Here is a 13399-nt window from a genome sequence, read left to right as displayed (position 1 = left end):
ATCCATATGCGTTTGCAATGGCAAGCGGGGTGGGAAGTGCAAGTATGAACGCTGCGGCAATAGGACCTACTCTTGCGGCATTTCCAGGAATGGAAACCCAAATTGAAGCGTTTGCAGGATTCAGTAATCTATTGTCATTCTGTGTTGGAATATATATTGTGATATTCGTGGCACTTCCGCTGACCGAAAAAATGTATAACTGGTTGGAACCTAAAATTGGAAAGGACGCCATAATACCTGAAAAGGAGGATGAATAAATGCCTGATTTGATTGATGGATCTGAAAACGTATCTGTTCACGGTATTATGAATTGGATTTTCCTGCTCATTATATTTTCAGTCATAACAGTCATAGGTAATTATTTGGGTTATCATCATCCTATTGAGGGTTCTCTTGTAGGTATGGCGATATTGTCCGTTATTACACTTGTTGGAGTATGGTTGGAAAGGTATTTGCCTTTTAACGTTTCTTCAATTTTATATATCAGCGTAATAGGTATTATTTTGGCATTTCCGGGCATGCCAACTTCCGATTTTGTTCTGCATTATGTTTCCAAAGTCGAGCTCCTGTCAATCGTAACAGTATTCTTAGCTTATGTCGGTATTGGTATGGGTAAAAGCTGGGATGAATTTAAGGCTTTAGGCTGGAGAGCGGTGGTAATAACTATTCTGGTTATTGCAGCCACATACTATGGTGCAGCTATAGTGGCGCACATTGTCCTTGTTTTAACAGGCGTCCCTGCAGCTTAATATTTTCAATGTTAAAAAATTGCTTCGGGAGATAACTGAACTATTTTAATACTACTTTTTACATATATTGAAATGGTGTTTTATGTTTTTACAAAATATTTCTAAATTTATTTCAAACTATCGCTATGAACAGGCAACCATAGAATCTGTCACTACTGTTAAGGCGGCATTCTTAGACTTTTTTGGGGTTACATACAGAGGTATTGGAGAAGATGCCCCTCAAATAGCCTGCAATACTGTTGAAGAAATATTTAATGGAAACTCAAATCTAAACTTAAGGGCATCTGTAATCGGAACACGCATTAAGGCAGATGTATTGCATGCAGCATTCATCAATGGCATTTCCGCTCATGTGCTGGAACTTGATGACGGTCACAGAAAGGCGCAAATCCACCTGGGTTCTGTTATTTTCCCGACCGCCCTTGCAATTGCCGAAGCGTATGACTTATCCGGCAAGGAATTCATGGAAGCGGTAATAGTGGGCTATGAGGTAGGAATTCTTTTAGGTCAAATCGTAAATCCTGAACACAGGAACAAAGGATTCCATACAACCGGAACAATCGGAGCATTTGTGGCCGGTGTTGTCGCTTCAAAACTATTGAAATTGGATGAGGAACAGATATTGAATGCATTGGGATTGTGCGGTACACAGGCGGCAGGATTATTGGAATCTGACCATGGGGGTTCCATGGGAAAATCGCTGCATGTAGGAAAAGCGGTTTATAATGGAATTTTATCAGCTTATCTTGCAAGAAATGGATTCACCGGCAGTGAAACAATATTTGAAGGAGCAGAAGGGTTTTTAAAAACCATGGTTTTTGATGATGAGTATAAGCAGGAGGATTTCTTATTTGAAGATGCCTTGCATGATGTGGGTAAGGTAAGGGTCAGAGACATCTACTTTAAAAAATATCCGTTCTGCAGACACCTGCATTCATCAATTGACACTGCATTAAAGCTTAAGGCAAGCATAGGCGAGGAATATGATCACATTCAAAACGTGGCAGTTAAGACATATTCAGTTGCGGCTGAACATAACAATTATAATCCAAAAAACATTGAGGAGTTAAGGCAAAGCCTCCCTTACGCTGTTGCAATTTCATTGGTCGTTGGAGAGGTGTCCGTTGATGGGATAAACCAATTGATTGAATTTGGGCTTTTGGATAACTATTCAACAGTGGATAAGGTAAACAGCATCAAAAATCTTGTAAATCACATGGTCATTGTCAGTGATGACAAGTTAAATGAATTATATCCTGATAAACGGCCGTCAAATGTTATTATTAAATTAGATAAAAGCTTTAGAAATGGAGTATTTCAAAATATCACATTGCTTCCAAAAGGCGATTTCGAAAATCCGTTCCAATTAAGGGAGCTAATAGACAAATTCAAAGCTCTTAATCCGCAATATGATATAAGTAACCTGACTGTTATTGACTCACTTGAAGATTATACAATGAAATTTGTCGTTCGTAAATTAAATGGTGGATAATATGGAAAATACAAAAAGATTCCTTGAAAAACTTGGCATTGATGAGGTCTCAAATGATTACGTTTCCCCTAAGCGATTCAGCGATGGCGGACAATATCGTTTTGAGGTTCCTGGAATCCAATCTCCAAAAACAATGGCTGCGCTTCTTGAGGAAGCCGGCAAAAATGACATATTCATTCATAGGGTAACCCAGACCAAGGGAATAATGATGTTAACCGATGAGGAGATTGCAGAGATGGTCGCTTTGGCAAAAGACTATGGTTGTGAGCTGTTTTTATCTGTAGGTCCAAGGGCCACATATGACACTTCCGCCACAGTCCACACAAAGGAAGGAAGCAGAATCGGTTACAGGTTAAGAGGTTATGACAATCTGGTTTATGCCATTGAAGATGTAAAAAGGGCATGCAGACTGGGAGTTAGGGGAATTTTGCTATATGATGAAGGGCTCCTTTGGGTTTTAAATCAGATGCGTGAAGACGGTGAAATTCCATCAAATGTTCATTTTAAGCTATCCGCCCATGCGGGTCATTCAAATCCTGCATCAGCAAAATTACTTGAACAGCAGGGATTGGACTCATTAAATCCTGTTCGTGATTTGCAAATTCCGATGCTTGCAGCCATTAGGAATGCAACAGACATTGCATTGGATCTCCACACGGAAAATCCGAAATCCACCGGCGGTTTCATAAGGCATTATGAAGTTCCGAAATTCATTCAGGTTGCCTCTCCGGTCTATTTGAAAACAGGAGGTTCTGTTGCGGCCAATCATAACTGGGACACTACCGTTTCAGAGGCCATTGCCCGAATGAAACAGGTGAAGCTGGTCAAGAGAATGATTGATGAGTATTGTCCTGATGCAATTGTTTCACCTGATAAATCCAGTGACCTGGCGGTTCCTGAGTGATTTTATGGACATTCTAAACGATATTTCAAAGGCAATTATAGAGGCTTCAACCACACTTTCAGATGATAAATATGATGCATTAAGGCGGGCCATTGATGCAGAGGATAATGAAAATGCGCGATGGGCTTTAACACAGATTTTAGAGAACTATCAAGTTGCCCAAAAAACAAAGTTTCCGTTGTGTGATGATACAGGAATTCCCCATGTGATAATTGAAATAGGCGAGGATAGACAAATAACCGGTGAATTATTGAATCAGATTCACAAAGGCATATATTTGGGTTTAAACAGTCTTCCAGCAAGGCCCATGGCCGTTAAAGGCAATGAAGTGGAAAGAATTGAGCAAAGTGAGGGTTTATTTGATGAACCTGGAAAACTTTCTCCTGCACCAGTATTGATTGATAATGCATGTGACGAATCGACATACCGAAGGGACATCGGCCCCGATACGTTAAACGTTCACTTTTTACTTGAGGGCGGAGGTCCTGAAATAAGATCGAAAACCTTTAGGGTTTATCATCAGCGTTCCTTTGAAAATGTTATAGGTACGGCATGCGAATGGCTTGAATCGTCACTGAAAATGCTGGGCTGCACTCCTTCGATTCCATCCATAGGGATTGGAAGAACACACTTTGAGGCAACATCCCTTCTGCTCAAATCGATTGCATATGGAAATTTGAACAATCAGAATCAGCATGAGAGAGATATCGCCGACAGGTTAAATCAAAGTGGCATAGGTCCATTGGGATTGGGCGGCAAGACTACAGTTCTCGGATGCTATCTGAATATTGGCAATCAGAGGGCAAGCGGTGTCAGAATAGTTTCAATCAGACCGTCCTGTTTTGTAGAACCAAGAGTAGCAACACTTAAATTATGATAGTTTATATATTTAATTAACAATTAAAAAGGTTTTAAAAATGCGAGAAAATAATTTTAAAGTCAATCCAAAGTCTTTAAAAACTGCAGTTACTCGAGTTGAAAAGGATAAAATCGTGACTCGAGGGTATAATCAAAAAGATTTGATTGAAAAAATAAGATATTCCGACATGGTATTCTTGCTTTTAAAAGGAAGATTGCCTTCCGTAAAGGAAAGCAAAATTTTCAATCATGTTTTAGTGTCATTTTGCGATCATGGGGTCACTCCGCCAAGTACCCAAACCGCAAGATTAATCACTTCTTCAGGCTCACCAATCAACTCAGCAATATCAGGAGCATTCCTGTCATTTGGCAACAAGCATGCAGGAGCTATTCAAAAGGCAATGGAATTGTATCAGTCAAATATCAATTCGGTCCATTTGATTGATGATTCAAGCATTGACAATAAGCAGATTGCAAGTTTGGCCATTCAAATATACAAGGAGTATGTGGTTGAGGGCAAAAAGATACCTGGTTTTGGTCACAGATACCATGATGTTGACCCAAGAGCCGATAAACTGATGGAAATTGCAGTTAATAAAGGCTATATTGGACCACACATTAAATTGGCTTTAGCTCTTCAGGACTTGGTTTATGATAAGAAGAATATCAAACTCAATGTCGATGGTGCAAATGCGGCAATATTGTCTGATTTGGGCTTTGACCCTCAATTGGGTTTAGGTATTTTCATGATAGGAAGGCTTCCGGGCCTAATAGCTCATGCTTATGAGGAACAGATGGATGAAGAGGAATTCAGAAGATTTTGTGACCTTGATGACATAGAATATAAAGGATGATAAGATGGAATTTATTGACGTAATAACTGAAAGATACAGCGTAAGAGGATATTTAGATAAAGAAGTGGAACAGGAAAAACTGGAATATGTCTTGAAAGCAGCAACACTCGCTCCAACCGGTGTCAATTATCAGCCATTTAAGGTATTTGTCATCGACACTAAAAAGCATAAGGACGAATTGTCAGAGATTTATGGTGCCAAATGGTTTGTGGAAGCTCCATATGTCCTGTGTGTAGTGGCCATAAAGAATAAGGCATGGACAAGACCATGGGATCAGAAAAACATTGCTGACATAGATGCAACAATAGTGATGGACCATATCATTCTTGCAGCCACTGATGTCGGACTTGGAACCTGTTATATTGGAGCATTCAAGAAAAACAAGGCACATCAATTCTTAAACCTTGATGAAACTGAGGAAGCAGTGCTGTTTACTCCATTAGGTTACGGTAATGCTGAGCCAAGAGACACTCCAAGAAAAGAATTGGATGAATTTGTTGTTTACATAGATTAAGATGGCGTTATATATATTGGGTGCGGATAATTCCAAGGAGATGGATGAGATTTCTGAGGAATTGTCTCAGCATAAATTCAAAACAATCGAAAAAGAGGACAATTATATCCTTATGAAAAAAAGGAGGTATGGAAATCTTTTAATCCATGCTGTTTGTCTGGTAATAGCCCTGTGGTTTGTAGGGATAGTCCTATTTGTTAATGTGGTGTATTTTACATATTCCTTTTTATGGGCTTCACCAAATGTCCTGATTACAACAGAGACTGTTGACGATGAGGGAAACCCATTGGAATTCAGCAATATGGATGAAATACTGAGGAAAGCCACTGCTATTCTATGATTTCATCAACGCTATACTCTTCTATTTTTCTTATTACCAGAGGATTTTCACAGTTGAGATATTCGGATTCCTCACCTATTTTTGCATTTATGAAGACTTCATTGACACTGGGTTCACTGAATAGTGTTGAAATATCTTTTAGGAATTCATCATAGTCTTTCTGAACTTTTTCATCGCTAAATCCTAGACGTGGAAGTTCATTTGTCCAGATATCACTTCCTGGTGAGAATTTTTTATCAACAACCTCATCGTTTTCAATTTCGCCGTCCAACGTAAGCGAAAAGTTTTCATTTAAAATTATCCAAACCGCTCGTTCCATGTATAGTAATTAAGATAAAATGATATAAATATCATGAAGGTTAAACTAAAAACTAAGTGTTATTATGGCAAATGTTAAAATGTTTAAATTATTGGGGGTAATGTTGGCGCTGATGCTGATTATTTGGGGAATTTCCCCATTTTTAAGACACCAGCCAATTACAAATGATGTGATGGCCACCGCAATCATATTGATTTTGATTGCAGTCGCTTACTTTATCATATTGTTCAATCCTAGTTGGACTAAAGCAGTATTCTTCTTTGAAGGTATTGTCATAGGTGTTAGTGGATACATGTTACTTGCTAGTCCATACAATTTAGGATTCGTTATAGTGGGTGTAATCATCATTGCAATAGCAATCCTTGCTTATTTACAAAAATTACCGCCTAGTATATTGAAATGGTTCTATAGATAATTTATTTATCTTTTATTCTTTTTTTTATTAAATATTTTCATGTAAATATTATATTTTAAATACTTTTTTTTATTCAAAATTCAATTTCACGAACTCTAAACAAAATTGAATAGTAAAAGATATATATATTGCTCAACAAAAATAAGTACACCATGGTGATTAATTATGGCAGAGATATCAGACGCAATCGCAATGATAAAAAAAGCTGAATCTGATGCTGAACAACTCATTGTTGATTCAGAAGCTAAATCAAATGATTTAATTGCTGAATCCAGAGTTAGGGCTGAGGAAATTATTTCCCAAGCTAAATTGCAAGCAGAAGACGATGCTAAAGATACTGTTTTTGATGCAGAAGATAAAGCTAAAAAAGAAGCGCAATCTATTGCTGAGCAGTCCAAAGTGGATGTCAAATCCATTAAAGACAAGGCTATGGCTAATGTAGATGAAGCTGCTTCTGTTATTGTCAAAAATATTTTGTAGTGTGAGATTATATGTTCAAGACAGCTAGAATGCGAAAAATTAGAATAGTTACACTGGAAAAGTATGTAGCTCCTACAGTGGACGCTCTCCACGAATCAGGGCTTATACAAATCAGTGATATTTCTGATAGCATTCAGCAAGATCCTGAATTAGCGGAATTAGTAACTCCGGCTAAAGCTTCTCCATACACTGGAAAGTTATCTTCACTTCTAATGAAAACAAACGGGATATCTGAATTATTAGGAAACTCTTTATCAGAAGGCCATGGGTTAAAAGATACATTAATGTCTTTTATTAGTCCAGATTTACCTGTTCAAAAAGAAGTTGAAAAGTTAGACACTGAAGCTTTTATAGCAAAAGCTGAAGACACTCTATCCCAGGTGGAAGCGAAAACAGGCGTTATAGAGGAAAAACTATCCGCACTCGACGCTGAAACAAGTGAACTACAGTCTAATAAAAGTTTGGCTAATCGCTTATCTAATTTTGACATGAATTTAGCTGACTTAAAGGATTCAAAGTACACTTCTACTACTGTTGGAAGGATTAATGCTGGATCTGCTTCAGAAATCAAAAATGAATTAAGTAAATTGACAGACGAATTAGAAATTTTTACTGTTCCTGCGGATGATAAGGAAGGAGAAATTATCGTCGTAGTGACATTAAAAGAATTTAGTGATGAAGTTTATTCAACACTTCGTAAATACGACTTTGAGAAAATTGAAGTGGGTGATGTTGAAGGTACTCCTCAACAAATCATTTCAAATGCTGATGCAAGATTATTGACCATCGAATCAGAACGCGCTTCAGTTAAAACAGATTTGAAAGCAGTTGCTGAAAGATGGGACGATGACATATTAGCTCTCAAAGAACAGTTAGAAAATGAAAAAGATAAGAATGAGATTCTTTCATCATTTGTTCAAACCAAGGATGCTTACGTACTTGAAGCATGGGTGCCAGTAAAGGACACCGAAAAGGTTGAACAGCTCGTTGAAAAAAGCTCTGACGGACATTGTGCCTTTGAAACAATAGAGGTTGAAGGTACAGATGATGAAAATGTTCCTATTTTACAACAAAATGGATGGTATGCAAAACCTTTCGAATACCTTGTAGACATGTACTCTCCGGTACGTTATAATGCTATCGATCCAACAATATTTGTTGCAATAACATTCCCATTATTCTTCGGTTTCTGTTTAACCGATGCAGTTTATGGTTTAGTTGTAGCTCTTATTGGTGTAGTGTTATTAAAAGGTATGGGTAAAGTTAAAGAGTCAATGCATTCATTCGGTTGGATCTTAATCTGGTCTGGTCTATGGGCCGTCATACTAGGTCTGATAACCAATGGTTTCATTGGGGACTTCCCAGAAAGGATAGCTGGTTTCCGTTTACCAACTGTATTTGCTCCTGTAGAAGCATTCGTACACCCTGATACTATTTTGATAATAGCTATCGCTATTGGTCTTATTTACACTAATATTGGATTCATTATTGGTGCTATCAACAACTTAAGATACGGAAATGTTAAAGATGCTATCGGTTCTCAAATTTGTTGGTTTGTTTTCGAAGCTGGTATTATCTTACTTGCTTTAGGAGTTATGATGCCTGCAATCGGTATGATTGGTATGGTATTAGGTGGAATATTAATAGTTGCAACTATTGGAATGTTAGTATGGGCTAATGGTGCATACGGTGTAATGGATATTTTCGGTTACATGGGAGATGTATTGTCCTACGCTCGTCTTTTAGCATTATGTTTAGCTACTGGTGGTATTGCTATGACAGTAAACATCTTAGCTCAAATGTTAAACAACATGGTTCCTGTGGTAGGTATTGTTGCTGCAATCATCGTATTCATCGGTGGACACATTGCAAACTTTGCTTTCCAGGTATTAGGTGCATTTATTAATGCTTTACGTCTTAACTATGTAGAGTTCTTCTCACAATTCTTCATGGAAGGTAAAGGTAAATTCGATGCTTTCAAAGCAAAAAGAACATTTACAAAACTTAAATAAATTAAAAATTTTTCATTTATATCTTAAATTAAATTAAAAAATCAATATTATTTCAAAGGTGAATTAAATATGGTAGAAATAGGCTTAGGAGCTGCTTTAGCAGCAATCGGTGCTGGAGTAGCAATTGGTTTTGCCGGATTAGGTTCCGGTTTAGGGCAAGGTATGGCAGCTGCCGGTTCTGTAGGAGCAGTTGCAGAAGACAACGACATGTTCGCTAGAGGTATTATTTTCTCTGCATTACCAGAGACTCAGGCTATTTACGGTTTCTTGGTTGCTATCTTATTATTAGTATTCTCCGGTTTATTAGGTGGAGACGCAACTAAATTAACATTAGAAGCAGGTATTGTAGCTATTGGTGTAGGTGCATCTATCGGATTCGCTGGTTTAGGTTCCGGTATGGGACAAGGTATGGCAGCAGCATCCTCCGTCGGTGCTATCGTCGAAGACAACGACATGTTTGCTCGTGGTATTATTTTCTCTGCATTACCAGAGACTCAGGCTATTTACGGTTTCTTGATTGCTATTTTACTTATGGTATTCGGTGGAATCTTAGCTTAAGGAGGCTATTCATATGAGCTCAGGCACAAGTAAAATTGTTGAAAGCATCATGTCTGTAGCCCAAGAGAAAGCTGATGGTATCATTCAAGATGCTAATGCAGAAGTTTCACAAATTAATGCTAATGCTGAAAAAACTGCTGAAGCTGAAAAAACAAAAATCTTAGAAAATGGTAAAAAACAATCTGATATGAGATATCAGCAAATTATCTCTGAAGCTAAGATGAATGCTCGTAGAGCAGAATTAGGCGCTAAAGAAGAAGTTATTGAAGCTGCTTTCAATCAAGCTATTGGAGAGTTAAAAATCAAAGCTTCTTCAGGTGACGAAGAATACGCAGACTCATTAAGTAAAATGATTATGGAAGCTACTAAAGAGATTGGTGGCGATGACCTGATCTTACAATTAAATGAAGCTGATACACAGAAATTTAAAGATGACTTATCTTCACAAGGTTCCGACTCTTTTGAAATTGATGGAATCAAATTCACATTAGGTGAACCTATTGACGCAATTGGTGGAGCTGTTTTAAAAACCGCTAATGGCGATATTGAAGTAAATAACACAATTGAAGCAAGATTAGATAGATTTAAAAGTATCTTACGTAGTGAAGTTGCTGAAATATTATTTAAATAATTAGGAGGATAAATTATGGCAGATGGAATTGCTACCTTAATAAGTGCTTTAGGACTTACACAAGAAACATTTCTTGTATTTTGTATCTTAGCAGTGCTTATCGTAGGTGCAGTAGTTGTAATCATTACATCCAGACCAATTTTGGACATTTATCCTTATCTTAACCCAAGTGCTAGAGTAAGAGCTAGAAAAGGAAGATTATTTGATGAAAAACAAATTTCCGAACTCGTTGAAACCAACGATGTTGAGGAAGTGGAAAACTATCTCAAAGGTATTCCTGAATATGCTGACGTTTTAGATGAATATCCACTTGATAAAGCATTAGATGTAGAACGCGCTAACACTTATGATTTTGTTGCAAGAGTAGCTCCTAAGGACATTAAAGATCCTTTTGTTATCATGTCTAAAAAATCAGACATCGACAATATCAAAAGTCTTTTAACCGCTAAGGAAGTTGGTCTTAATCCTGATGAGACAAGAGAATTATTAATTCCTTGTGGATCATTATACGAAGAATTAGAATCATTAGCCGACGTTGAAAATGTAACTGATGTTGTTACAAGTTTAGATAACACTGAATATGCAGCAGTGCTAGAAGATGCTCTTCCACAATATGAAGATACTAATATGATTCTTCCATTAGAATCTGCTTTAGATAAATACTATTTAGGCAAGTTATTACGTTCTTCTGATGTTCCTTCCGATGAAAACAAACAGATTTTATATTCATATGTGGGAACACAAGTTGATGTAGCTAATCTAAAATTAATTATAAGGGCAAAACAAGATGGCCTTGATTATGATGCAATCTCCCCTTATATATTAGAAGAAGGATACCAATTACGTGATTGGAAACTAAAAGATTTAATGGAATCACCGGATGTTACAAATATTGTTTCCGGTTTAGAAGGAACAAAATATGCTGAAGCTTTAACTGATGTAATCCCAGTTTACAATGAAACAGGTTCAGTTGCAGTATTTGAAAAGGCATTGGATGTTTACTCTTCCGAATATTCAAAATCTTTAGCTTCTAAAAAACCATTAGGTATTGGTCCAATTATTGGTTATTTAAATCAAAAAGAAAGTGAAATTAAAAATTTAAAAATTATTGCAAGAGCAAAAAGAGAAGCAGACTTCCCTAATTCTAAAATCATGGAGATGTTAATATGAGTTCAGTAGCAATTATAGGTGATATTGACACTGTTTCAGGATTTAGATTAGGTGGTGTCAAAAAAGCGGAAGTAGTTAACACTACTGAAGAAGCTATTGCAGCTTTTGATAAATTTTTAGATGAGGAAATTTCAATTATTATCATTACCCAATTATTGGCTAATGAGATGAGAAATCATATTAATAGGAAAATTGGTTCTGACGTTTTACCAATGATAATTGAAATACCTGATAAAGATGGGTCCTCTGAAGGATCATCTGATCAAATAAATGAGCTTATTAAAAGAGTTATCGGGGTAGAGATGGTTAAATGATTATTGAAGGAAATATTATTAAGATTGCTGGGCCTGTTATTATCGCAGATGGTATGAGAGGGGCTCAGATGCTTGAGATGGTTAGGGTAGGTGACGAGAAGCTTATCGGAGAAATCATCGAACTTGAAGGTGACACCGCAACTATCCAAGTATATGAAGAAACAGCCGGTATCCAGCCGGGTGAAGTAGTAGAATGTACTGGTGGTCCATTGTCAGTAGAACTCGGTCCTGGTATTATGAGTTCAATTTACGATGGTATTCAAAGACCTTTAAGAATCATCAGAGAAGCATCTGGTGATTTCATTGCAAGGGGTATTGATGTAGATTCCATTGACAAAGAGAAAAAATGGGCATTTAAACCAGTAGCAAAAGTTGGAGACAAAGTTAAAGGCGGAGACGTTCTTGGTGAAGTACAAGAAACTACTGCAGTTTTACATAAAATCCTAGTTCCTCCAACATTAGAAGGTGAATTAACTGAGATTGCAGCTGAAGGCGAATACACTGTACTCGAAGACATCGCTGAAATTGCTGGTGAAAAAGTTCAAATGCTCCAAAAATGGCCTGTAAAAAGAAGCCGTCCATACATAGAAAAATTAGATCCAGATATACCATTAGTAACTGGACAAAGAGCACAAGACACTTTCTTCTCCGTAGCTAAAGGAGGAGCAGCAGCTATTCCAGGTCCATTTGGATCAGGTAAAACTGTTACCCAACAACAATTAGCTAAATGGGCAGACGCAGACATCGTTGTATATATTGGATGTGGAGAACGTGGTAACGAAATGACAGAAGTACTTACTGAATTCCCATTCCTCGACGACCCTAAAACCGGAAACCCATTGATGGACAGAACAGTTCTTATTGCAAACACTTCAAACATGCCGGTAGCAGCTAGGGAAGCATGTGTATATACTGGAATTACAATTGCTGAATACTACCGTGACCAAGGTTATGACGTAGCGCTCATGGCAGACTCAACTTCAAGATGGGCAGAAGCTATGAGGGAAATTTCTGGAAGATTAGAAGAAATGCCTGGGGAAGAAGGTTACCCTGCATACTTAGCATCTAGATTAGCACAATTCTATGAAAGGGCTGGAAGGGTAAAAACTATCGGATCCGATCCAAAAATCGCTTCCATTTCCGTAGTTGGTGCAGTATCACCTCCTGGTGGGGACTTATCCGAACCTGTTACTCAAAACACATTACGTATCTGTAAAGTGTTCTGGGCGCTAGACGCATCCCTTGCAGATAAACGTCACTTCCCTTCAATTGACTGGTTACAAAGTTACTCATTATATGTTGACAGTATTGAAGGATGGTGGGCTGAAAACGTAGCAGCAGATTGGAGAGCAACTCGTGATAAAGCTATGAGCTTATTACAAAAAGAATCTGAGTTACAAGAAATTGTACAACTAGTCGGTCCTGATGCATTACCAGAAACTGACCAAGCTACATTAGAAGCTACCCGTATGTTAAGAGAAGACTTCTTGCAACAAAATGCATTTGATGACGTAGATACATACTGTGCTCCTGATAAACAGTACAAAATGTTAAAAACTATTCTCCAGTTCTACGATGAATCTCTTGCAGCAGTTAACAGAGGAGCTCCTATTGCAAATATTGTAGCTTTACCTGTTAAAGAAGAAATTGGTAAAATGAAATACATACACCAAGATGAATTTGATGCAAAAATTGAAGAAATTCAATCCGCAATTACTAAACAATGCAGTGAGGCTTAAAAATGAATACAAATATTAAAACTAGAGAATATACTACTGTATCTGAAGTC

Annotated in this window: 17 protein-coding genes; 16 read left to right on the top strand and 1 reads right to left on the bottom strand. The window is 37.4% G+C overall.

Features of this window, described 5'->3' with window-relative positions:
• From E7Z79_RS07595 to E7Z79_RS07560, 8 genes are all read left to right on the top strand, one after another.
• The coding region (locus tag E7Z79_RS07595) for a DUF3100 domain-containing protein (RefSeq protein WP_303739362.1) at positions 1–257 on the top strand (257 nt) is incomplete at its 5' end.
• Positions 258–749: a hypothetical protein gene (locus tag E7Z79_RS07590; RefSeq protein ID WP_303739361.1), complete on the top strand. Its 492-nt coding sequence runs from the start codon at positions 258–260 to the stop codon at positions 747–749.
• A gap of 82 nt (positions 750–831) precedes the next feature.
• Positions 832–2241, top strand: a complete 1410-nt coding sequence (locus tag E7Z79_RS07585) for an MmgE/PrpD family protein (RefSeq protein ID WP_303739360.1) — start codon at positions 832–834, stop codon at positions 2239–2241.
• Position 2242: 1 nt separating this feature from the next.
• Positions 2243–3145 (top strand): peptidase, encoded by a 903-nt coding sequence (locus E7Z79_RS07580; protein WP_303739359.1) that lies wholly within the window; start codon positions 2243–2245, stop codon positions 3143–3145.
• 4 nt (positions 3146–3149) lie between these two features.
• Entirely contained in the window at positions 3150–4022 is an 873-nt protein-coding gene (locus E7Z79_RS07575) for a fumarate hydratase (RefSeq protein ID WP_303739358.1), read from the top strand.
• Between the two features lie 40 nt (positions 4023–4062).
• Positions 4063–4857 carry a citryl-CoA lyase gene (locus tag E7Z79_RS07570; protein ID WP_303739357.1) on the top strand — a complete coding sequence of 265 codons (795 nt, stop codon included), beginning with the start codon at positions 4063–4065 and terminating at the stop codon, positions 4855–4857.
• A 4-nt stretch (positions 4858–4861) separates the two neighbouring features.
• Positions 4862–5371 (top strand): nitroreductase family protein, encoded by a 510-nt coding sequence (locus tag E7Z79_RS07565; RefSeq protein ID WP_303739356.1) that lies wholly within the window; start codon positions 4862–4864, stop codon positions 5369–5371.
• Between the two features lies 1 nt (position 5372).
• Positions 5373–5711 carry a hypothetical protein gene (locus E7Z79_RS07560; protein ID WP_303739355.1) on the top strand — a complete coding sequence of 113 codons (339 nt, stop codon included), beginning with the start codon at positions 5373–5375 and terminating at the stop codon, positions 5709–5711.
• On the opposite strand, the gene E7Z79_RS07555 is transcribed toward E7Z79_RS07560, so the two are convergent.
• On the bottom strand, positions 5701–6030 hold the full coding sequence (locus E7Z79_RS07555; protein ID WP_303739354.1) for a hypothetical protein: 330 nt from the start codon (positions 6028–6030) through the stop codon (positions 5701–5703). The two genes, E7Z79_RS07560 and E7Z79_RS07555, sit on opposite strands and share 11 nt — an antisense overlap.
• Positions 6031–6094: 64 nt before the next feature.
• Between E7Z79_RS07555 and E7Z79_RS07550 the strand changes: the two genes are divergently transcribed.
• From E7Z79_RS07550 to E7Z79_RS07515, 8 genes are all read left to right on the top strand, one after another.
• Positions 6095–6445, top strand: a complete 351-nt coding sequence (locus E7Z79_RS07550) for a hypothetical protein (protein WP_303739353.1) — start codon at positions 6095–6097, stop codon at positions 6443–6445.
• A gap of 165 nt (positions 6446–6610) precedes the next feature.
• On the top strand, positions 6611–6925 hold the full coding sequence (ahaH, locus tag E7Z79_RS07545) for an ATP synthase archaeal subunit H (protein ID WP_303739352.1): 315 nt from the start codon (positions 6611–6613) through the stop codon (positions 6923–6925).
• 11 nt (positions 6926–6936) lie between these two features.
• Positions 6937–8937 carry a V-type ATP synthase subunit I gene (locus E7Z79_RS07540; protein WP_303739351.1) on the top strand — a complete coding sequence of 667 codons (2001 nt, stop codon included), beginning with the start codon at positions 6937–6939 and terminating at the stop codon, positions 8935–8937.
• 69 nt (positions 8938–9006) lie between these two features.
• Entirely contained in the window at positions 9007–9495 is a 489-nt protein-coding gene (locus E7Z79_RS07535; RefSeq protein ID WP_303739350.1) for a V-type ATP synthase subunit K, read from the top strand.
• Between the two features lie 13 nt (positions 9496–9508).
• A complete protein-coding gene (locus E7Z79_RS07530) occupies positions 9509–10126 on the top strand; it encodes a V-type ATP synthase subunit E (protein WP_303739349.1) in 618 nt (205 codons plus the stop codon).
• Positions 10127–10141: 15 nt separating this feature from the next.
• Entirely contained in the window at positions 10142–11296 is a 1155-nt protein-coding gene (locus E7Z79_RS07525) for a V-type ATP synthase subunit C (protein WP_303739348.1), read from the top strand.
• Positions 11293–11610, top strand: coding sequence for a V-type ATP synthase subunit F (locus E7Z79_RS07520; RefSeq protein WP_303739347.1), 318 nt, complete (start codon positions 11293–11295; stop codon positions 11608–11610). Before E7Z79_RS07525 ends, E7Z79_RS07520 begins: the two co-directional genes overlap by 4 nt.
• The gene (locus tag E7Z79_RS07515) at positions 11607–13349 is read left to right on the top strand and encodes an ATP synthase subunit A (RefSeq protein WP_303739346.1); all 1743 of its coding nucleotides are present in this window, start codon (positions 11607–11609) and stop codon (positions 13347–13349) included. The genes E7Z79_RS07520 and E7Z79_RS07515 overlap by 4 nt, the downstream gene beginning before the upstream one ends.
• Positions 13350–13399: the final 50 nt, after the last annotated feature.

This window comes from Methanobrevibacter thaueri (assembly GCF_015062905.1).
Taxonomy (GTDB): domain Archaea; phylum Methanobacteriota; class Methanobacteria; order Methanobacteriales; family Methanobacteriaceae; genus Methanocatella; species Methanocatella thaueri_A.
Note: the sequence above shows the minus strand (reverse complement) of the source record. Positions and strands in the feature narration are given on the sequence as shown.

What these genes read in the sequence shown, in the direction of transcription:
- E7Z79_RS07565 (WP_303739356.1), top strand. Translation starts at nt 4,862, where the DNA reads ATGGAATTTATTGACGTAATAACTGAAAGATACAGCGTAAGAGGATAT.
- E7Z79_RS07530 (WP_303739349.1), top strand. Translation starts at nt 9,509, where the DNA reads ATGAGCTCAGGCACAAGTAAAATTGTTGAAAGCATCATGTCTGTAGCC.
- E7Z79_RS07580 (WP_303739359.1), top strand. Translation starts at nt 2,243, where the DNA reads ATGGAAAATACAAAAAGATTCCTTGAAAAACTTGGCATTGATGAGGTC.
- E7Z79_RS07535 (WP_303739350.1), top strand. Translation starts at nt 9,007, where the DNA reads ATGGTAGAAATAGGCTTAGGAGCTGCTTTAGCAGCAATCGGTGCTGGA.
- E7Z79_RS07570 (WP_303739357.1), top strand. Translation starts at nt 4,063, where the DNA reads ATGCGAGAAAATAATTTTAAAGTCAATCCAAAGTCTTTAAAAACTGCA.
- E7Z79_RS07540 (WP_303739351.1), top strand. Translation starts at nt 6,937, where the DNA reads ATGTTCAAGACAGCTAGAATGCGAAAAATTAGAATAGTTACACTGGAA.
- E7Z79_RS07590 (WP_303739361.1), top strand. Translation starts at nt 258, where the DNA reads ATGCCTGATTTGATTGATGGATCTGAAAACGTATCTGTTCACGGTATT.
- ahaH (WP_303739352.1), top strand. Translation starts at nt 6,611, where the DNA reads ATGGCAGAGATATCAGACGCAATCGCAATGATAAAAAAAGCTGAATCT.
- E7Z79_RS07520 (WP_303739347.1), top strand. Translation starts at nt 11,293, where the DNA reads ATGAGTTCAGTAGCAATTATAGGTGATATTGACACTGTTTCAGGATTT.
- E7Z79_RS07525 (WP_303739348.1), top strand. Translation starts at nt 10,142, where the DNA reads ATGGCAGATGGAATTGCTACCTTAATAAGTGCTTTAGGACTTACACAA.
- E7Z79_RS07555 (WP_303739354.1), bottom strand. Translation starts at nt 6,030, where the DNA reads ATGGAACGAGCGGTTTGGATAATTTTAAATGAAAACTTTTCGCTTACG.
- E7Z79_RS07515 (WP_303739346.1), top strand. Translation starts at nt 11,607, where the DNA reads ATGATTATTGAAGGAAATATTATTAAGATTGCTGGGCCTGTTATTATC.
- E7Z79_RS07550 (WP_303739353.1), top strand. Translation starts at nt 6,095, where the DNA reads ATGGCAAATGTTAAAATGTTTAAATTATTGGGGGTAATGTTGGCGCTG.
- E7Z79_RS07585 (WP_303739360.1), top strand. Translation starts at nt 832, where the DNA reads ATGTTTTTACAAAATATTTCTAAATTTATTTCAAACTATCGCTATGAA.
- E7Z79_RS07575 (WP_303739358.1), top strand. Translation starts at nt 3,150, where the DNA reads ATGGACATTCTAAACGATATTTCAAAGGCAATTATAGAGGCTTCAACC.
- E7Z79_RS07560 (WP_303739355.1), top strand. Translation starts at nt 5,373, where the DNA reads ATGGCGTTATATATATTGGGTGCGGATAATTCCAAGGAGATGGATGAG.